This window comes from Sphaerisporangium sp. TRM90804 (assembly GCF_029846175.1).
Lineage (GTDB): Bacteria > Actinomycetota > Actinomycetes > Streptosporangiales > Streptosporangiaceae > Sphaerisporangium.
In genome coordinates, this window is the sequence record NZ_JARWAC010000008.1 from 14,123 (window position 1) to 32,282 (window position 18,160).

Below are 18,160 nucleotides of genomic sequence, written 5' to 3' on the forward strand. Positions count from 1 at the left end.
GCTCGGTGACGGCGCGGGTGAGCCCGCCGCCACCGCCAGTACCCATAGCCGGAGCCGGCCGCCACCACCCCGGCGGCGCCGCCCGCCAGCCCGCCCCAGCCCAGCCACTGCACCAGGCCGAAGCCGCCCAGCGTCAGCACCGACAGCACTCCGACGGCCATGTGGGCGGCCGGCAGCCCCCGGCGCTCGGGCACCTGCACCGACTCGCCCTCGGGCTCGGGCTTCGGTTCGGGGCCCTGGACCACGGTCTCTTCGTCGGGATCGCTGGGCTCGCGCTCCCTCGGCTCCCCTGTCATCCCCGCCCCCACAGCGCTCGGGCCCGGAGCCCGAGGGTGAGGCCGGTCGCCGCGGCAATGCCCAGCACAGCGGCCCACACCGTGTACACGGTGGCCGCGGGCGCGTCGACCCACAGGGCCAGCGCCGCGCCGAGGCCGCCGGCGACCGGCGCGGCCAGGGCGAGCGCGGCGGCGACGTAGCGGGCTGGGCGCGGCGGGCGCTCGCAGCGGTGCAGCCCCATCACCCACCACCGCCGGCCGTCGGCGCGCTGCCGTTGACCGACGCGGTGCCGGTCGCGGGCGCGGCGGTGGTCGCGACCGGTCCTGCGACCGGTCGCGGGGGGATCGGGCCGCCCTTCTCGTCGAAGGTCCACCCCTCGTCGATCATGCTCTGGCGTCCTTCCTGGATGCACCCCAGCGCCCAGGTCTCGCCGAAGCCCGTCCAGTCGGCCAGGGTGCGCTTGGAGGGCGGGTTCAGCTTCTTGGTCTGCTGGATGTAGAACCGGATGGCGCGCTTCCGGTCCTGGTCAGTGGGCTTCGGGCGGTCGGCGACCGGTCGCGACTCGGTCGCGACCGCCTCCTCTGCCGGGGGCTCTTCCGCGACCAGATCGGCGACCGGCTGCCGGTCGTCGACCAGGGCTGCGACCGGTCGCGGCTGCGGTCGCCACCATGGGGTCAGTGAGGCCAGCCAGGATCGGCCCTCGGCCGACGGCGGGGGCAGCTCCGCGCCGTCGGCGGCGCGTTCGCCGTCTGAGCCGCGACCGGTCGCCGGAGCGGTCGCGACCGGACCGAGGCGGGCGGCGGTGTTGAGGTTGAGCGCGGCGGCGAGCATGACGGCCTCGCTGTGGCGGACCCGGCCGTTGACGGCCGGGTGGTCGTCGTCGGCCCAGGGCGCGGGCGCGGTGGCCAGGAGCGTGGTGAGGTCCTCGGCGCCGCCCAGCGTGATGGTGATGTCCAGCAGCCGGGCCCGTGTCGTTGGGTTGGTGGCGAGGTCGGTGTGCTCGACGGCCTGGTCCAGGGCGCGATCCCGGCGGGCGGTGGCTGCGGCGACCTTGCGCGGCTTGGCTCCGGCGGTGCGGAGCTGGTGTACGAGCTTGGCGGCCAGGGCGAGCCGGGTGAGCCTGCGGTGTACGTCGACCTCGGTGACCGTGCGGTCCTTGGCCTCGGCCAGGCCCAGGCGCACCAGGACGCGCTGCGGGGTGATGCGCCAGTGGATGCCGGTCAAGCCAGTGAGGCGCTGCCGCTCGGCGGTCATTCCGCGTTCCCACAGCCACGCGGCGACCAGGGGCGCCGCCAGGCGGAAGATGGCCTCGGCGAGGCTGCGGGCGTCCAGGGCCGACAGCACCGCGGTCAGGCCGGTGAAGACCCAGACGGCCATGCCATCCACCCCGGCGGGCCGGTCGGCGCCGATGTTGCGCCGCGCGCGGACGGCGCTGGTGACCACGGCGACTTCGATGAACGCGAACAGCAGGATGCGCAGCGGGCCGTCCAGGCCGAGCACGTCGCCGGAGAAGCGCCACATGCCCTGGGCGGAGACGCCGGTGGCGATGCTGGCGGCGACGATAGTGAGCAGGTCCTCTACGGGCCGCCGGGCCAGGGTCATGACCGCGCGCTTCGCCTGCCACAGCACGTAGAGGGCGGTGACCGCTGCGACTGCCACGATCCCGATCTGCCACGCGATCGGGAGAGCGGACAGGTAGTCCACGAGGCTTCCTCCTGCTCGTTGACGGTGGGGGTACACCTACCGTACTTTGAGGTGTACCCCCACCTCAAGTCAAGGGAGGCGAATTGATTCCTGGGCGTACACCGCACTACCGTGATCGCGTGCCCAACCAGCCGCGGACTCCGAAGCAGAACATGCGGATCCCGACCGACCGCTGGAAGGCGTTCGCGAACTCCGCGGCCAAGATGGCCACCGACCGAACGAAGATCGTCAATCAGTTCATCGCCTGGTACAACCGTGAGCCCGGCGCCGAACTCCCTCATCGGCCACCGGCTTCGCCGACGTCGGGGGACACCGGGCAATCCGGGTAGGCTCGAACCGCGAGAGCCCCGGCGCTGGGGAAGGCGACCGGGGCTCTGGCATGTACAGCTACCGGGCGCGGCCCAACAGGATGCTCTCCCACAGCAGGGCGGCTTCGGCGTAGCGCGTCGGCTCGGTCTCGGAGATCACCGGCGGGGTGTCCTTCGGTCCGCGCCATACGGCGCGACGCACCCAGGCGCGGCCGCCGCCGGTGACCAGGTAGTAGACCACCTGGCGGCACTGGCATGTCCACCGAAGGACGCGAGCGCGGTCGACGCGGGAGGCCGCCGGGTGCCACGCGAGCCGCCGCATCGTGGCGCGGCCGACGTGCTGATGGACGTGCGGTCCGTGGTCCTCGTAGCCCTCGCAGGCGCTGAGCACCGTGTCATGGGCTCGCACCGGAACTCCCCGCCTCATGGACCTGACGGGCGATCTCCTCCTGTACGGCGAGCTGCATCACCAGATCGATGGCGTCGGCGCATCGGACGAACGGCTGCATGCCGGCGCCGCGCTCAGCGGTGGTCAGCCGGCCGCGTCGGACGGCCAGCCAGCCGCCGTACGTGCCGTTCCCGTGTCGCATGCGGGCGACCTTCCACGCCGGGTAGGTGCGGGCCAGTGCGGCGATCTGGATCTGCACCTGTTCCGCGATCCGCTCGGCCGCCTGCCCCTGGAGCATCTCGTCGTGGGGCGCGCGGGGCATGGGGATCACGAGGCGGCCGCCAGGGCGGCGATGCTCTCCTGCTCGGCGATCGCCTGGCACAGCGCGAGTTCGTCATCGGCGTCGACCGTGCGCCATGCGCCGGCCTCCTCGGCCGCGGAGTCGTAGGGCTGTGCGCGGGTCGCCCACAGGCGGCCCGCGTCGCTGCGAAAAAGGCGCCAGCCCTCACAGGCTGCGCTGATGTGTCCTGTGTGACGGTCCATCTACTGATAGTGAAATCAGTCGTTCCCGCCCACCAGGGACAGCTTGTCCTCCCTGCGCTGGGACATCGGCCGGGATGAGGACACTGCGTCCTACATCTCTAGGTCGAGAGACTTCATCAACGATCGCACCGACGGGGACGGCCGCATCTCCGCCTCGCGGATCTCCGCGACGAGGGAGTGCGCGACCCGCTGATGCCGGAACCACACCGGGGAGACTGCGCGAGCCTCCTGCAGGCGCTGCACCGCTGCGGCGTGGTGCCGGGAGTCCACGTGGGCCTGGGCGACGTCGAGCATGTGCCGGCCGTAGGAGATGTCTCGCAGGTCGCCTGGATGGATGCGCCGGGCGGCGGCCAGGGCCTTGTCCGGTTCGCGACGGACGGCGTAGGCGTGAGTCGCCTGCATGGCCACCGACGTGGGTCCGAAGGAGGAGGAGTCGTAGACGGCGGTTCGTTCGCCGAGCCGCTCGGCGCCGGCGGTAGCGAGGGTGATGTACTCGGCGACGTCGCGGCCTGCGGCGGCGGCCGGGGCCAGCGCGGTGAGCAGCAGGCTGCCCCAGGCTGCGACATGACGCGCCGGCGCGCCGAACGAGGGTTCGATGCGCTGGGCCATCGAGACGGCGAGCTGCTCGGCCTCGGCGAGCCGGGCTTGGTGCAGGAGAACCCAGGAGTAGGTGCCGTGCAGGGTGGCCCAGAGCAGTTCGTCGTCTCCGCCGTGTGCGGTGGTGATGGCGCGCTCGGCGCCGATCGCCGCCAGATCATCGCGGCCCAGGTGCACCATGACGCTGGCGGCCAGGTCGTAGGCCATCGCCAGCGGGTAGACGGCCGCTTGGCCTACGGCCGAACGGGTCAGTCGGGCCTCGGTGATGAGGCCGGGCAGGTGGGTGACGAGCCAGGGGAAGTCCCCGCTCCAGTACCGCCGGCACGCCTCTTTGATGGTGACCGTGAGGGCCTCGGGAGTGGTGGGCGCGCCATCGTGTCCGTCGTCCAGGTCGGGCAGGAGCGAGGGAGACAGGAGGGCGTCACGAAGGCTGAGCACGCCACCGTCGCGCTCGGCGCCCAGTTGGTCACCCTTGCCGATGAGCTGGCCGAGTTCGGTGTCCAAGGCGTTGGCGAGCCGGACAAGGGTCGTGAGCCTGGCGCTCAGCCGGCGGCCTTGTTCCAGTTTCGCGATGATGTCTCGACTCAGGCCGGCTCGTTCGGCGAGCGCTTCCTGGGTCAGTCCGCGGTCGACGCGAAGAGTCCGGATCTGTCGGCCTAGCGTGTTAACGTCGGGCATAGCCCTGCACCTCCTGGGATCTCGTCAATCACAGGCTAGTGCGGGGCTTTCCTCTTTGCTGGTTGCACGCAGAAGGCCTGGCGGTCCGAGAAGCGCCAGGTCTTCTTGCTGCGCTAGCGGAGGAGGGCTGCTGGACCATTGCCGGACCCAAACGTCAGGTTGCATCCGGTCCTTGTCGGTCGTGATAGGCACCGTTATAGGGCCCTGACCTGCCCAGTAGGCAATCGCAAGTCATGATCGGAATTACTAGATCATCGCATATATGGGACTGCTAATGCGGTTTGGGTCTACAGCCCATCCGGGGTTCAAATCCCCGAGCCTCCGCAGTTCAGAGGCCCTCACTCGAATTTCGAGTGAGGGCCTCTTTGGTGCCCGAATAGGGGTCATGGTCGCAGTTCTGGCACCGCGACCCACAAGTCCAAGATCCGCGCGGCTGTCGCCACACCGAACTGACCGGGTTACCGGGCCGACGGTGCGGGGTCAGGCCGTCAGCCAGGTCAGGCCGTCAGCTGGTAGCCGCGGTAGCCGGGGCAGCTGCCCGAGGGAGCCCACCTGCCCGGGGGGAGGGGGATCTCGATGGTCACGCCCGTGCAGTAGACCCACAGCGTGCTCTGCACCTTGATCTCGCAGTAGAGAGTGATCCTCACGCCGGCGCCGGGGACCACGGTGCAGTAGCCCCTGTCCACCACCGCCTGGGCGACCTTCACCGCGACGGGGTCGTGGGCGTCCAGCGTCCACGGGGTCGCGGTCCAGGCCGGTGCGGCGAGGGAGGTGCCGCCGGACGTGTCCGCCGCCCCGGCGCCGGGCGAGGCCCACGCGGTGCCCGCGCCGATCGGGACCACCAGCAGCGCCGCCAGCGCCGTGATGAACAGGAACGCCTGTCGGATACGCCTCATGCGTCGTTCCTTCCTGCCTCGGATGCACGGCGTTTCCCCGCGCCGCTTATCCATGCCGAATCCCCCGAGCTGATTTCTCCACAGACAACAAGATTGACTGATCTACGTCAATACCCCTAACAGGGGTTGTCCCGGCAGGGCGGAGGGCTGGTGTGAGTGCCAGGAGGTACGGGAGTGCACTTGGAAGAGCCGTAATCGCTAGCCGCCGTCGGGATCGTCCAGCCGGTTGCGGCCGGCCCAATCGCAGGTGCGTGCGGTGGCGAGCGTGATCACCGCGTCGCGTCCTTTCGGGTACCGGCTACGATCAGCGGCCCCTCAGGCGCGGACGCCCGAGCGTGATTCGGCCTGGTATGGGCGAAAAACCCGCGCATTAGTCTCGCGCCGTGCGAATACAGCCCATCTGGGGTGAAAACGCCGAGTCTCCGAGGTTCAAAGACCCTTTTCCGGGAATCGGGAGGCCTTTATTGTTCAGGCGGACGCCATCCCCATCTTTTGCCATAACGGACACCAATCCAGCCACATAAGGCGTCTTACGCGGCGTATGTGGCTCATGACCCACTGGAGTGTTCATGCGCGCCACCCATGTGCTCGTCGCGTCAGTCGCCCTGGTCGGGGGCGGGTGCCCCTGCCGTCCGGCACCCGGTATGTCAAGGTTCAGGCCGACGACGCGACGTGGTCCATCGTTCGCAGGTAGTCCGACATTCCTCATGAACGCGTGGTCGGCGCGGCATGCGGGACGGCGCACGCCCTGGGCGGGGCGTGCGCCGTCATGTCTGGAGTGGGATGTCAGGAGATGGTGAGTGTTCCGTTCGAGTTGCGGGCGCAGGTGATGACGGTGCGGGTGGCGGCGGTGAGGGCGCCGGTCAGGCACTGGCCGAGGACGGCGTGGCCGGCGGCGTTGGGGTGCCAGGCCTCCTGGCAGGTCTGGAAGTAGGTGACGCAGGTGTTCGCCGCCCGCTGGACGTCGAGCTTGTCCCAGCCGGAGAGGCTGGTGACGAACGTGCCGGACGGGCCGTCCTGTACGCGGACCGGGGTGGCGAGCGTGTCCGCCGGGCTGCCGGGGTTCTCGCAGAGCCGGGCGCCGTCGAAGGACTTCTGGACGTCCAGCACACGCAGGTCGGCCGCCGGGCGCTCGGCCGCCAGCGTGGTGTAGGCGTTCTTGACCAGGGCGCCGAGGTTCTGGGAGAACACGTGGCCGGGGGCGAGGCTCGCGCGGTGGATCGGGCAGCCGGCGGCGTAGCGCTCGGCGCCGAGGTCGCGGAACTTGTCGCGGGTGTCGGTGCGGTTGTCCTCGTCCCGGTACTGCGGGGCGACGTCGAGCGGCAGCGGGTTGGTGTAGGTCTGCAGGACCACGCGGTGCACGCCGTCGGCGTCGACCTGGGCCAGGGTGTCGAGGATCTGGCGCAGTGCGGCGGTGGTCTCGGTGGTGGCGGCGGCGACCTCGGCGTCGGAGGCCAGGTCCGAGACGGTGCAGGGCTCCTGCGGCACCGGGCCGCCCAGGTAGGCCCAGAACTCCCACCAGCCCGTCCAGGCGTCGGCGATGAAGCGGTTGGCGCACAGCGTGGCCACGTCGCCGAAGGTGAACTGGGTGTTGTTGGAGCCGAGGCCGACGAGGACGACGTCGATGTCCTGGGTCTGGGCGACGGCGCGCAGCTGGTCGAGTTGCGAGGCGACGGAGCGGCCCTTGGGGCGGGCGGCCGAGGGGTTGGCGATGTCGGCGGGCTGGCCGCCGGAGCACGCGAGGTTGAAGCGGTTCTGGATGCCGGGGAGCGACGCCTTGAACAGCGAGGCGTTCGCCGACCGGTGGCAGAAGTAGGCGTTGCTGTTGGCCGCCGACCAGCCGGGGAAGCCCTGCGCCGTCCCGGAGGCGTCGACGACCGGCTGGTAGTCCCCCGCCCCCTCCCCGCTGACGAAACTGTCGCCGAGCGCGACGGCGGCGGTCGGCAGGGCCGCCTGCGCCGCTCCGCCCTGGACGACTTGGAGGCTGACCGCACCCATCAGGAGCGCCGCCATCGCGGCCGCACGCCGGAGAACCCTCACAACCGCCTCATTTCCTACTAAACAAGCATGAAATAACGGATAGCCGGATCACAACATGCCGCGCGGACGGCGTCAAGATTTTCATGAGCCCGACTCGCTTTACCTAAGAGACCGCTTCTCGCCCCGATCGTCAAGCATGCGTTTGCTCGTCCCCCGAAGCGCGAAAGGTCCTCCCCGAGCATGGGGAGGACCTTCTGTCGTGTTCCGGACCGTTCCCACCTGGCTGCGCTGAGGGCGGGGCGCGGGCCGGCGACGGCGGGGGCGGGGCGGGGGTGCGGACTCAGAGGCGCGGGGGCTGGTTGACGGACGCCAGGCCGCCGGTGTCGGGGGTCAGCTCGTGGTTCTGGTGGCGGTGCACGATCGAGTCGAGGGACCAGACGCCGGGGCCCATCACGGCGACGAGCAGGAAGGACCAGCAGAACACGGCGGCCAGCTCGCCGCCGTTCAGCAGGGGGAGCAGGTCCTGCGGCTGGTGCACGATGAAGTAGGCGTAGGCCATGGAGCCGGACGCCAGGATGGCGCCGGCCCGGGTGAACAGGCCGCCCAGCACCAGGGCGCCGCAGACCAGTTGGATGAGCGCCGCCCACCAGTTGGGCCACACGGCGAACTGCAGGGCCTGGCCCGATCCGCGGTGGCCGCCGAAGAGGCCGAACAGCGAGGCGACGCCGTGCGTCATGAACAGGAAGCCGACGACCATGCGGAAGAGCGCGTAAACGGGTTCGCCTAGCCGGTCCAGTTGGTTCATGGGATCACCTTTCTCCACACATCATTCCGGTGGAGTCGCGGGGCAGAATCATGCCGTGAATCATCACGAGAAGGAGATGCGGGTCGTACTGCGACCCGGGCTCATATATCGTCGCCAAACGCGATCGGATCTGATGGCGAACGTCGTGCCGGCCGGTTGGGCAAGCTCCTCTCGAATCATCGCGAGGGGCTTTCGCCGATGTTCTCCGGCGTCGTGCGGCGCACCCGTTCGCCGAGGATCGTCGCTGTTCAGCGGCGTCACGGGTGCCTGTGCGAGCGCGCCGGCCACGCGCCGCGGAAATGCCGGGAGTTTGTCGGATAGAGGTGGTCGACCGTGATGAACCACAGGGTGGTATCCGTACGGCCGGGTGTCAATCACGCCACCTGGAAAAGCGCCCCTGAACGGCGGCGTCGGCGGGTTGACCTGGAAACACGCATGCGTGTCAGCATGAAACGACCCAAGATGTTTTTCATATCCGGCGTGTATGAGAACAATGCTCTGTCGGAGGCCTTTGGGTCCGGGGTGGCGCGCCTGACGCGACGGTCACTCTCGGTGACCTTCAGCTAACCCGACAAAGGGGTCTAAATCGTCACCTTGGGTGTAGAGCTTCTTGATCTACTTCGTGAGACCATCTCTCTCCGTGACATCCAGGCCGCCTCATCCTGGAGAGCAGGCAAGAGCTCATGGACCCATCGCCGCCGCCCGAACCCGCCCCGCTTCCCCGCCGGGACGAGAACCCTCGCTGCGGAGCCGCCGAAGCCGGACGCCGCTGCGTGCTGCCGTCGGGCCATCCCGGCGAGCACGTCTATCCGCGACAGCGCGACGTCTGACGCGGCGTCGCGGCCCGCGTCCCCGCGTCCCCGCGGTTTCTGTGCTTGTGTAACGCTGTGGCGGACGGCGGCGGAACCTCCGGTCGAACCGGTGAGGACATCGCGCGCGTCAGGGTCGCGCAGGCGCGGGTGGCCCGGCTGGCCACGGTCGGCGCGGACGGCGCGCCGCACCTCGTCCCGGTGACGTTCGCGCTGTGCGGCTCCCCGGACGGCGACCGCATCGTGACGGCCGTCGACCACAAGCCGAAGACCACCGCCGACCTGCGGCGCCTGCGGAACATCCGGGCGCAGCCCAAGGTGTCGATCCTGGTAGACCACTACGACGAGGACTGGTCCGCGCTGTGGTGGGTGCGGGTGGACGGGCTCGCGACCGTCGTGGAGCGCGAGGAGGAACGGGCTCCGGCGCTGGCCCCGCTGGTGGCGAAGTACCGGCAGTACGCGGAGCGCGTCCCCGCGGGGCCGGTGATCCTCGTCTACGTCACGCGGTACACGAGCTGGTCGTCGGCGGGCTCTTCATAGCGGGGACGCCTGGTAGTGCCGCCGCTCGCAGAATAAGATTCCGCCCATGCGGATCTTCGAGAACCTCGACGAGCTGAAGGCGGCAACCGGCGAGCACCTCGGGTACACCGAGTGGCGTCCCGTAACCCAGGAGCAGGTCAATCTGTTCGCCGACGCCACCGACGACCACCAGTGGATCCACATCGACGTCGAGCGCGCCAAGCAGGGCCCTTTCGGCGGCCCGATCGCGCACGGGTACCTCAGCCTCTCGCTGCTGCCGTCCTTCATGACCGAGATGTTCCGCGTCGACGGGCTGAAGATGGGCATCAACTACGGGCTCAACAAGGTCCGCTTCCCCGCGCCCGTGCCCGTCGGGGCGCGCATCCGCGCGGGCGCGGAGGTCATGGACGTCAAGAACACCCCCTCGGGCACGCTGTCGAGCCTGAAGATCACCGTCGAGGTGGAAGGCCAGTCGCGGCCCGCGTGCGTCGCCGAGTCGCTCTCCCTGTACATCGCGGACTGAGGCCGGGCGGTACGGTCGCGGCCGTTACGACCCCGAGTACAGGATCGCCGCCTGCACCCGGCTGCGCAGGCCGAGCTTGCCCAGCATGCGGCTCACGTGGGTCTTGGCCGTGGCCTCGGTCATGTCGAGCTCGCGGGCGATCTCCGCGTTCGACAGACCCCGGGCCACGCACCCGAGCACCTCGCGTTCGCGCGGCGTGAGAACGCTCACGTCGGACGGCGCGCGCCGTGGGGTCTCGGCGAACGCGCTGATCAGCCGGCGGGTCACCGCGGGGGAGATCATGCCGTCGCCGCGCGCCACCAGGCGCACGGCGTCGATGAGCGCGTCAGCGTCGGTGTTCTTGAGCAGGAAGCCGGCGGCGCCGGCCCGCAGGGCGCCGAAGACGTAGTCGTCCAGGTCGAACGTGGTCAGCACCAGGACGTCGGCGATCCCGGCCAGCTCCCTCGTGGCCGAGATGCCGTCCAGGCGCGGCATGCGGATGTCCATCAGCACGACGTCCGGCCGCAGCTCACGCGCTCTGCGGACGGCCTCCTCGCCGTCGGAGGCCTCGCCGACGACCTCGATGTCGCCCTGTCCCTCCAGGATCAGGACGACGCCCGCGCGCACCGCCGCGTGGTCGTCCGCCACCAGAACCCTGATCACTCGCGGCCCCTCGTGCCGACGAGGGACGGCTCCTCCGTCGCGATCGACCACCAGGGCCGGTCCGGCACGGCGGACGGCCCGGTGCGAAGCTCTTCCGGCGGGGTCTGGAAGGGCAGCGTCGCGACCACGCGCCAGCCGCCGTCCGCCGCCCCGGCCGTGAACGACCCGCCGACCAGCCCGGCACGCTCGGCCATGCCGACCAGCCCGGTGCCGGAGCCGGGCAGGGCGGCCGGCTCGCCGTCCGTGTCGTTCTCCACGGTCAGCGTCACGGCGTCGGCGTCGTAGCGGATCACCACGCGGGCCGGGCCGGCGCCGTGCCGCATCACGTTCGTCAGGGACTCCTGCAGGATGCGGTACCCCGCGGACTCGACCGGTCGCGGCAGGCCGGGGGGTGTGCCGCGGACCCGCAGCTCGACCGGCAGGCCGGCGCGGCGGCAGCGCTCGACGAGGTCGGCGGCGTCGGTGAGGCGGTGGCCGGTCGGATCGCCCTCATCGTCCTCGGCCCGCAGCAGCCCGATCATCGTCCGCATCTCGGCCATGCCGCGCACGCTGTTCTCGCGGATCGACTCCAGCACCTTGCGTACGGCCCGCGGGTCCAGGTCCTGCCGGGCGATGACCGCCGCGGACTGGATGGCGACGGCGCTGAAGTGGTTGGCGATCATGTCGTGCAGCTCGCGGGCCATGCGGGTGCGCTCACCGGTCACCGCCGCCTGGCGGTCGAGCTCGGCCAGCCGCGCCACCTGGTCGGCGCGTGCGCGCTCGGCGAGCGCCTGGTCGCGGTGGTTGCGGATCATCAGGGCCGTGATCGTCGGCGTCGTCAGCACCACGCCGCTCTGGACCAGCCCGATCGCCAGCACCGACCAGTCACGGGCGAGGAACCCCGCGACCACCCCGGCCACGACGGTCAGCACGGAGGTCACGTACAGCAGCGCCGTGGCCAGCCGCCGCGGGCCGTACAGCGTCGCGGAGTAGATGTTGTCGGTGAACACCAGAATGGTGGGGAAGGACGGCCCGAGGCACAGGTCACCCATGACCGCGACCACCCCCAGCACCAGCGCCGCCACCGGGGCACGCCGCCGAAGCGCCACGCCGAGGCACGTGACGGCGAGCGGGACGGCCAGGACCTGCACGGGAACCCCGCGGTTCACGTACGCCCCGCAGAGCAGGAGGACCAGCCCGCCGGCGAACAGCACGACCGCCATCAGGGCGTCTTGCCGTCGTGGATGCATGCCCTTCATCCCACCATGTCCGAATGCCCCCCGGCACCAACCTCGGGAGGGGACATGTATACACACAAGGGTGTAGTCGGAGGAGCCCCGGATCCGTTGAAGTCATGGCTCAGGGCCGCCTCCGATCATCGGAGGCGGCCCTTTTTGTGTTTCTTGGAAGCGCGGTAAGGCGACGCCGTACCGGCTCACGGGGGTCAGGCGGTGAAATAGACGGGCTGGACGGTGCGAAATGTCAGCCTGACTGTGAGCGAACACTCTCGCGCGTCGACAAGGACTTTTGTATTATCCCAGAGTCATTTTCCAGCGCTTCCGCCAAGGCGAGATCGGGACTGTCGCACCCGTTCTCTTCCGACTTCCCGCTTCGGCGCCTGGTCGGTTGTCTCGCGGTGTTACCGGCCCCGCTCGCCCCGGGTCATCCGGTGCAGTTCGGGACCGCCGGCGCGCTGCCGACGCAGTTATTCACGAGGTTGGCGCTGATAGGTGAGTTGGTGGTGGTCATGGTGCCGTTCAGGCGGTAGACGCCTCCGCCGAGGACCGCGGTGTTGTTGGTCACGGTGCTGCCGGTGAGGGTGGTCGCGGTGGAATTGACCGCGGCGATTCCGCCGCCGTTGACCACCGCGGTGTTGCCGATGATGAACATCGGCAGGCCGGTGGTCGTCAGCGTGCCGTTCTGGCCGTTGTAGATGCCGCCGCCGCTGAGCGTCGCGGCGTTGCCCGTCACCGTGCTTCCGGTGAAGGTCGCCGCGGGCGCGGTGCCGGAGGGGGTGTCGGCGTTGGCCAGGCCGCCGCCGTTGCCCGTCGCGGTGTTGCCGGTGAGGCTGCTGACGGTGAGGGTGACCGCGCCGCGGTTCAGGATGGCGCCACCGTTGCCGACGGCGCTGCCGTTGGTGAACTTGACCGACGTCGTGAGGGTGAGCTTGCCGGTGCGGCTCACCTCGGCGATCCGGAAGAGCAGCAGCGAGGAACGGGTGACGGTGGCGGGGCCGATCATCTCGATCGGGGTGGTGATCACGGGCAGCGCGTTGGCGAGGCCGCCGTGCGGCACGGTCATGCGGTAGGTGCAGCCCGACGCCAGCCTGAGCGTGTCGGCGGCCGAGGTGGAGTTGGCCAGGTTGACGGCTGCGACCAGGGCGTTCTGACCGCAGGCCACGGGGATGGTGGCGGCCTGCGCCGCAGGGGTGAACATGACCACGCCGCCGGCCGCGACGGTGATGCCGGTCAGGGCCTGGATGATACGGGTGTGTCGCATGACGACTTCTTCCCAAATCAAAATACAGGGCCCCGCGAGACGCGACGCGCCGAGCGGGGAGAAGTGTGCCGTAGACGCGACGATTTTGCGATGGAGTCTGCGTCTGGATTCGCCCGGGCGAGAGACCTCGACTCATATTTCGGGCGAATCACGTCACCAAGGTAAGTTCCGCGGTGACAAGCTCGAAACTATAACGTGACCGGGAAAAGGTCAAATAATTCTTTTTCATTATGAAATCTCGGCCAATCGGTGGAGTAGAAATTCTCTCCATCATGATCGTGCTCGTTACGATTGGTGTGAGAAACCGCAGTACAGCCCCGCATCGTCTTCGCGGGCAACCGTCTCGGAGCCGACGACGCCGGGGTGTCTTCCCCATGAATTCAGAGAGGTTGCGGCGATGTCGGGCGTTATGGCGGAAAGCCGTTCCCTGAAAGGCGGATCGCGGCGGGTTCCACCTCCTGGCTGGCGGATCACGTTTCATTTCGAGGTGGTGATGGCGGAACACGTGAGGATAGGGGGGCCGTTGACCGCGATGACGCCGCTTTCGGGAAGTCCCATGCTTGAGACCGCCACGGCGTGGGCCCGTCGCGCGGTCATGCCGGGCGGGGTGGCTCGCGCACCTGGCCGTTCTCGATCAGGAAGTGGGACTGCTTGAGCCGGGTGAGCAGCGGCACCGTCTCCACCGTGCGGACCCCGTTCACGGCCGCGACCTTGGTGGTCAGATACCGGTAGAGCGCCGTCGCGTCCCGGCAGCGCACCGAGGCCATCAGGTTCGTGGGGCCCGTGACCGCCGCGGCGAACGCCACCTCCGCATGGTCGGCCACCTGGGCGCCGACCACGGCCAGATCGGCCGGCGCGACCGTGAACCAGAGGTTGGCCACCGAATGGATGCCCACGGCCGCGTCCGCGATGTCCAGATAGAAGGAGATCGCGGCGGCGGACAACAGCGCCGCCACCCGTTGCGCCACCTGTCGCTCGCTCCAGCCCGTCGCCTCGGCCAGCGCGGACCAGCTCGCCCGGCCGTCCCGGGCCAGCGCTTCCAGCAGCGGGCCGTCGGACGGCTCCAGACGAGCGGAGCGACCGGCGTCGACCGTGGTGATCCCCGGGTTCTCTTCGATCGCCGCCCGCTGATCGTCGTCCAGCGGGTCGTCCGCGGCGATCCAGTCCTTCTCCCCACGGCCGGGGAAGCGGTGCAACATCTGGTGCGCGCTGAACGTGAGCACGTTGGACGCGCGCGGCAGGCGGTCCAGCAGACCGGCCCGGTCGTCCTCGGCCACCGTGGTCAGGCAGGTGATCTCGGCGCCGCCGGCCCCGATGCTGATCCAGGAGGTGTCGTCGCGACCGGCCAGAGCGTCGGCCAGCGCCCCGGCGGTGCCCGGGCGGCAACCGATCCGCAGCGTCCAGTACTTCGACCCCGGCTGCCGGATCGGCTCAGGACGGGCCAGCACCCGGATCACTCCGGAGGAACGCAGCCGCTGATAGCGGCGGGCGACGGTCTGCTCAGACACACCGAGCACCGGGGCTATCCGGGCGAACGGAGCACGCGGCGCGATCTGCAGCGCGTTGATGATCCGCCGGTCCACCTGGTCAGCCTGCGGAATTCGGGCGTCATCAGATCAATCTTACGACGCTGGTCCGGCCCGAGATCTCCACAGAAAACCAAATAACGGGCTACTCAGCCGGTAACGGGGTCACATGGTCATTCAGAAGTCGGATGCCCGCATGGGGCGAGGCGAGTCGGCGAAACGCGCGCTCCGGTACGGCAGTTCGGCGTACACCCGCCAGCCGCCGGGGAAGGACCCGGCGCTGACCGAACCGCCGATCCGTCCGGCGCGCCGCCGCATCATCGCCAGCCCTTCTCGCTCGCCCCGGGACGTCAGGGGCTTGGGCTTCAGCGCGTTCTCCACGGTCACGGTCAGCTGGTCGGGCCGGTAGGAGAGGACGACCGTGGCGTTGGGCGTCCCGTGCCGGTAGACGTTGGTCAGCGCCTCCTGGACGATGCGCATCCCCGCGAGGTCGACCGGGTCGGGCAGCTCCCGCGGCGCCCCCGCCACATGCAGCCGGATGTGCAGCCCGCCCTTGCGCGCGGACTGCGCCAGTTCGGCGAGCGACGGCCGCGGGTAGTCGTACTGGGCCCGGAGCAGCACCCGCTCCAACCGCGAGACCTTCTCCGCGCGCGCACTCGCCGCCACCGCCCCCCGGTGCCGCCGTCTCCGGGCCAGCGCGGCCACGATCACCACGACCCCGAGGAAGGCGAGCCCGGCCGCCGCCAGGATCTGCGGCGCCAGACCACCCAAACCGAGCAATGACGGCAGCTCCATACGCTCACCCACAGGCCGCTGGCCGAAGACCCACTTCGCGTGCGTCCGTAACGGTTCATTGCCGTCCCCACCCCGCGCCACGCGCACTGCCGGCAAAGTTTGCAGATGGATTGTCCCTATCCAGGAGTTTTGCGCCCTTCGCCCAAGATCGTGCGGAGCGTCGTCGCGGGCCGCGTCATCGGGGTGGATGCCTATGCTTGCTCCGTGGACGAGAACTTCCAGGAAGAGACCTTCCAGCTCCGCGACGAGTACATCCCGTTGTGCGACCTGCTGAAGTACTGCTCCATCACCGAGAGCGGCGGCGAGGCCAAGCACTTCATCGCCGAGGGCAACGTCATGGTCGACGGCGACGTCGAACTCCGCAAGACCTGCAAGATCAGAGCCGGTCAGGTCGTCACCGGCCTCGACTTCGAGATCCGCGTGATCGCCGCCTCCTGACCACCCCGAACCCCCGGCCCCCACCCGCCTCCGGGCCTCCCGCACCGTCCACACCCCCCGCGAACCGCTTGCCATATCCGGTTCGGCACACCCCCGCGGACCCGCTATGCTTGTGCACGCAAGCGAGCGGCCGTAGCTCAATGGATAGAGCATCTGACTACGGATCAGAAGGTTGGGGGTTCGAGTCCTCCCGGCCGCGCAGCGGGTCGAAGGCCCTCCGGGAAGATCCCGGAGGGCCTTCGTCGTATCTGGACGGCGGTGGCGGGCAGGAGCACCGCCGGGGCGGAGGGGCACCGCACCCCTATCGAGCTTGTGCCGGTCGAGCATCCTGTGTGCCTGTCGCTCCTGTGGCGTGTCGGGGCGGTGACGGCTGGAGGGCGGGCACGTTAATTTCCAGCATGCGGTATCTCACATGGGTGCCTATCTTGGACAAGCTACTTCGTATCACCGCAGGTCATGCGGGTAGTTGGGGGTATAAAACAGTAGAAAACCGGGTGACATCTCTCATCGGGTGGCGGAATGCTGGGTGGGGTCGACGGGTTTTGTCGGTGGTGCCGGTCAGACTTCGCATGACCCACAAGCTTCTCGTGACACCCATGGCTGCCGCGTCAGCCATGAACACGCCAGTTTCGCAACCCCTGATCGAGGTACCGTGCCCATCCCACAGCTTGACTCACCCGCCAAAGCCGCGACCGCGGTCTCAGGTCGCACCCCGGCCGTGATCCGGCTGTTGGTGCTCGCCACGTTCGTGGTCATCCTCAACGAGACCATCATGATCAACGCGATCCCTCGGCTGATGGGCGCGTTGCACATCACCGAGCAGACCGCGCAGTGGCTCACGACCGCCTTCATGCTCACCATGGCCGCGGTCATCCCGATCACCGGGTGGTTCCTGCAGCGGGTGTCCACCCGCCACGCGTACGCCACCGCGATGGGGCTGTTCCTGCTCGGGACGGCGCTGGCCATCGTCGCGCCGTCGTTCGGCGTGCTGCTCGCCGCCCGCGTCATCCAGGCCTCCGGGACGGCCGTGATGATGCCGCTGCTGATGACCACGCTGATGCAGGTGGTGCCCACGGGTGAGCGAGGCCGGGTGATGGGCAACGTCAGCCTGGCCATTTCGGTCGCGCCCGCGATGGGGCCGGCGGTCTCGGGGGTGATCCTGCAGTTCGGGTCCTGGCGGCTGCTGTTCGCCGTGGTGCTTCCCATCGCCGCGTTGATCACGTGGGGCGGCATGAAGCAGCTCAAGAACGTCGGAGAGCCCGAGCTGGGAACCATCGACTGGGCGAGCGTGGTGACCGCCGCCGCCGGCTTCGGCGGGCTCGTCTACGGGCTCAGCCGCTTCGAGGGCGGTGACATCCCGGTCGCCGTCTCGATCGTTGCGGCCGGCCTGGTCGCCATCGGCGTCTTCGTCGCCCGCCAGCTGTCGTTGCAGAAGCTCGGCGTGCCGCTGCTCGACCTGCGCACGCTGCGCCACCGCACCTACACCGTCGCGCTGATCCTGATGTCGGTGGCCTTCATGGCGATGCTCGGCTCGATGATCCTTCTTCCGCTCTACCTGCAGAACGTCCGCGGGCTCACCGCCCTGGAGACCGGCCTCCTCGTGATGCCGGGCGGCCTGGCGATGGGGCTGCTCGGCCCGACCGTCGGCCGCCTGTTCGACCGGTTCGGCGGCCGGGTCCTGGTCATCCCCGGCGCGATCGGGATCACGCTCTCGCTCGCCGGCTTCACGCAGATCACGATGACCATGCCGTTCTGGCAGCTCCTCGGCCTGCACGCGCTGCTGATGGTGAGTCTGGCCGCCGCCTTCACCCCGGTGTTCACCCTCGGGCTCGGAGCGGTCCCCCCGCCGCTCTACTCCCACGCCAGCTCGATCCTGAGCACGCTCCAGCAGGTCGCCGCGGCCATCGGCACCGCGCTCGTGATCACCGTGATGAGCGCGCGCGCCGATGCCCTGAAGGCCGAGGGAGTCACCCAGACGCTCGCCCTGCTCGGCGGCATGCGGCTGGCCTTCATCATCGGCGCGGCGCTGTCCGTGGCCGTGATCGTCACCGCCCTGCTCCTCCCGGCCCGAGTGGACAGCCCGTCCCCGCACGGCAGCCCGGCCCCGGACGACGGCCCGGCCCCGCAGGACAGCACCGACGAGCTGGAGCCGGTCAGCCGCTGACCCCGGCGTGACGGTGGAGTAGGACGGCCGGCACCTCCTGCCGGGCGGGTCATGGCTCAGGGCCGCGTTCGACGTCCACCATGAGGGGAGT

Annotated in this window: 19 protein-coding genes and 1 tRNA gene; 6 read left to right on the top strand and 14 right to left on the bottom strand. The window is 69.6% G+C overall.

Features of this window, described 5'->3' with window-relative positions:
* Positions 1 to 292: 292 nt before the first annotated feature.
* Positions 293 to 517 carry a hypothetical protein gene (locus tag PYR91_RS10290; RefSeq protein WP_279779278.1) on the bottom strand — a complete coding sequence of 75 codons (225 nt, stop codon included), beginning with the start codon at positions 515 to 517 and terminating at the stop codon, positions 293 to 295.
* Entirely contained in the window at positions 517 to 1,980 is a 1,464-nt protein-coding gene (locus PYR91_RS10295) for a hypothetical protein (RefSeq protein ID WP_279779279.1), read from the bottom strand. The genes PYR91_RS10290 and PYR91_RS10295 overlap by 1 nt, the downstream gene beginning before the upstream one ends.
* Before the next feature lie 119 nt (positions 1,981 to 2,099).
* Between PYR91_RS10295 and PYR91_RS10300 the strand changes: the two genes are divergently transcribed.
* Complete coding sequence (locus tag PYR91_RS10300; RefSeq protein WP_279779280.1) at positions 2,100 to 2,309, top strand: hypothetical protein; 210 nt, start codon at positions 2,100 to 2,102, stop codon at positions 2,307 to 2,309.
* A gap of 58 nt (positions 2,310 to 2,367) precedes the next feature.
* On the opposite strand, the gene PYR91_RS10305 is transcribed toward PYR91_RS10300, so the two are convergent.
* The 7 genes from PYR91_RS10305 to PYR91_RS10335 form a co-directional block, all read right to left on the bottom strand.
* Entirely contained in the window at positions 2,368 to 2,697 is a 330-nt protein-coding gene (locus tag PYR91_RS10305) for a hypothetical protein (protein ID WP_279779281.1), read from the bottom strand.
* A complete protein-coding gene (locus tag PYR91_RS10310; protein WP_279779282.1) occupies positions 2,684 to 2,998 on the bottom strand; it encodes a hypothetical protein in 315 nt (104 codons plus the stop codon). Before PYR91_RS10310 ends, PYR91_RS10305 begins: the two co-directional genes overlap by 14 nt.
* Before the next feature lie 5 nt (positions 2,999 to 3,003).
* Positions 3,004 to 3,219 (bottom strand): hypothetical protein, encoded by a 216-nt coding sequence (locus PYR91_RS10315; RefSeq protein ID WP_279779283.1) that lies wholly within the window; start codon positions 3,217 to 3,219, stop codon positions 3,004 to 3,006.
* Between the two features lie 90 nt (positions 3,220 to 3,309).
* Positions 3,310 to 4,494: a helix-turn-helix transcriptional regulator gene (locus tag PYR91_RS10320; protein WP_279779284.1), complete on the bottom strand. Its 1,185-nt coding sequence runs from the start codon at positions 4,492 to 4,494 to the stop codon at positions 3,310 to 3,312.
* A gap of 497 nt (positions 4,495 to 4,991) precedes the next feature.
* Positions 4,992 to 5,390, bottom strand: coding sequence for a hypothetical protein (locus PYR91_RS10325; protein WP_279779285.1), 399 nt, complete (start codon positions 5,388 to 5,390; stop codon positions 4,992 to 4,994).
* A 786-nt stretch (positions 5,391 to 6,176) separates the two neighbouring features.
* Entirely contained in the window at positions 6,177 to 7,430 is a 1,254-nt protein-coding gene (locus PYR91_RS10330; protein WP_279779286.1) for a hypothetical protein, read from the bottom strand.
* Positions 7,431 to 7,710: 280 nt separating this feature from the next.
* The gene (locus PYR91_RS10335; protein WP_279779287.1) at positions 7,711 to 8,175 is read right to left on the bottom strand and encodes a DoxX family protein; all 465 of its coding nucleotides are present in this window, start codon (positions 8,173 to 8,175) and stop codon (positions 7,711 to 7,713) included.
* Between the two features lie 887 nt (positions 8,176 to 9,062).
* Here PYR91_RS10335 and PYR91_RS10340 point away from each other — a divergent pair.
* Both PYR91_RS10340 and PYR91_RS10345 read left to right on the top strand, forming a co-directional pair.
* Complete coding sequence (locus PYR91_RS10340; RefSeq protein ID WP_279779289.1) at positions 9,063 to 9,524, top strand: TIGR03668 family PPOX class F420-dependent oxidoreductase; 462 nt, start codon at positions 9,063 to 9,065, stop codon at positions 9,522 to 9,524.
* A 46-nt stretch (positions 9,525 to 9,570) separates the two neighbouring features.
* A complete protein-coding gene (locus tag PYR91_RS10345; protein ID WP_279779290.1) occupies positions 9,571 to 10,026 on the top strand; it encodes a MaoC family dehydratase in 456 nt (151 codons plus the stop codon).
* Between the two features lie 24 nt (positions 10,027 to 10,050).
* On the opposite strand, the gene PYR91_RS10350 is transcribed toward PYR91_RS10345, so the two are convergent.
* From PYR91_RS10350 to PYR91_RS10370, 5 genes are all read right to left on the bottom strand, one after another.
* On the bottom strand, positions 10,051 to 10,668 hold the full coding sequence (locus PYR91_RS10350) for a response regulator transcription factor (RefSeq protein WP_279779291.1): 618 nt from the start codon (positions 10,666 to 10,668) through the stop codon (positions 10,051 to 10,053).
* Positions 10,665 to 11,897 carry a histidine kinase gene (locus tag PYR91_RS10355; RefSeq protein WP_279779292.1) on the bottom strand — a complete coding sequence of 411 codons (1,233 nt, stop codon included), beginning with the start codon at positions 11,895 to 11,897 and terminating at the stop codon, positions 10,665 to 10,667. Before PYR91_RS10355 ends, PYR91_RS10350 begins: the two co-directional genes overlap by 4 nt.
* Positions 11,898 to 12,309: 412 nt before the next feature.
* Positions 12,310 to 13,146: a hypothetical protein gene (locus tag PYR91_RS10360; protein WP_279779293.1), complete on the bottom strand. Its 837-nt coding sequence runs from the start codon at positions 13,144 to 13,146 to the stop codon at positions 12,310 to 12,312.
* Positions 13,147 to 13,739: 593 nt separating this feature from the next.
* Entirely contained in the window at positions 13,740 to 14,729 is a 990-nt protein-coding gene (locus PYR91_RS10365; RefSeq protein WP_279779295.1) for an AsnC family transcriptional regulator, read from the bottom strand.
* 120 nt (positions 14,730 to 14,849) lie between these two features.
* Complete coding sequence (locus PYR91_RS10370) at positions 14,850 to 15,467, bottom strand: hypothetical protein (protein ID WP_279779296.1); 618 nt, start codon at positions 15,465 to 15,467, stop codon at positions 14,850 to 14,852.
* 204 nt (positions 15,468 to 15,671) lie between these two features.
* Between PYR91_RS10370 and PYR91_RS10375 the strand changes: the two genes are divergently transcribed.
* From PYR91_RS10375 to PYR91_RS10385, 3 genes are all read left to right on the top strand, one after another.
* Positions 15,672 to 15,905, top strand: a complete 234-nt coding sequence (locus tag PYR91_RS10375) for an RNA-binding S4 domain-containing protein (protein WP_279779297.1) — start codon at positions 15,672 to 15,674, stop codon at positions 15,903 to 15,905.
* 126 nt (positions 15,906 to 16,031) lie between these two features.
* Positions 16,032 to 16,104, top strand: a tRNA-Arg gene (locus tag PYR91_RS10380).
* Positions 16,105 to 16,623: 519 nt separating this feature from the next.
* Entirely contained in the window at positions 16,624 to 18,069 is a 1,446-nt protein-coding gene (locus PYR91_RS10385) for an MDR family MFS transporter (protein ID WP_279779298.1), read from the top strand.
* Positions 18,070 to 18,160 lie beyond the last annotated feature (91 nt).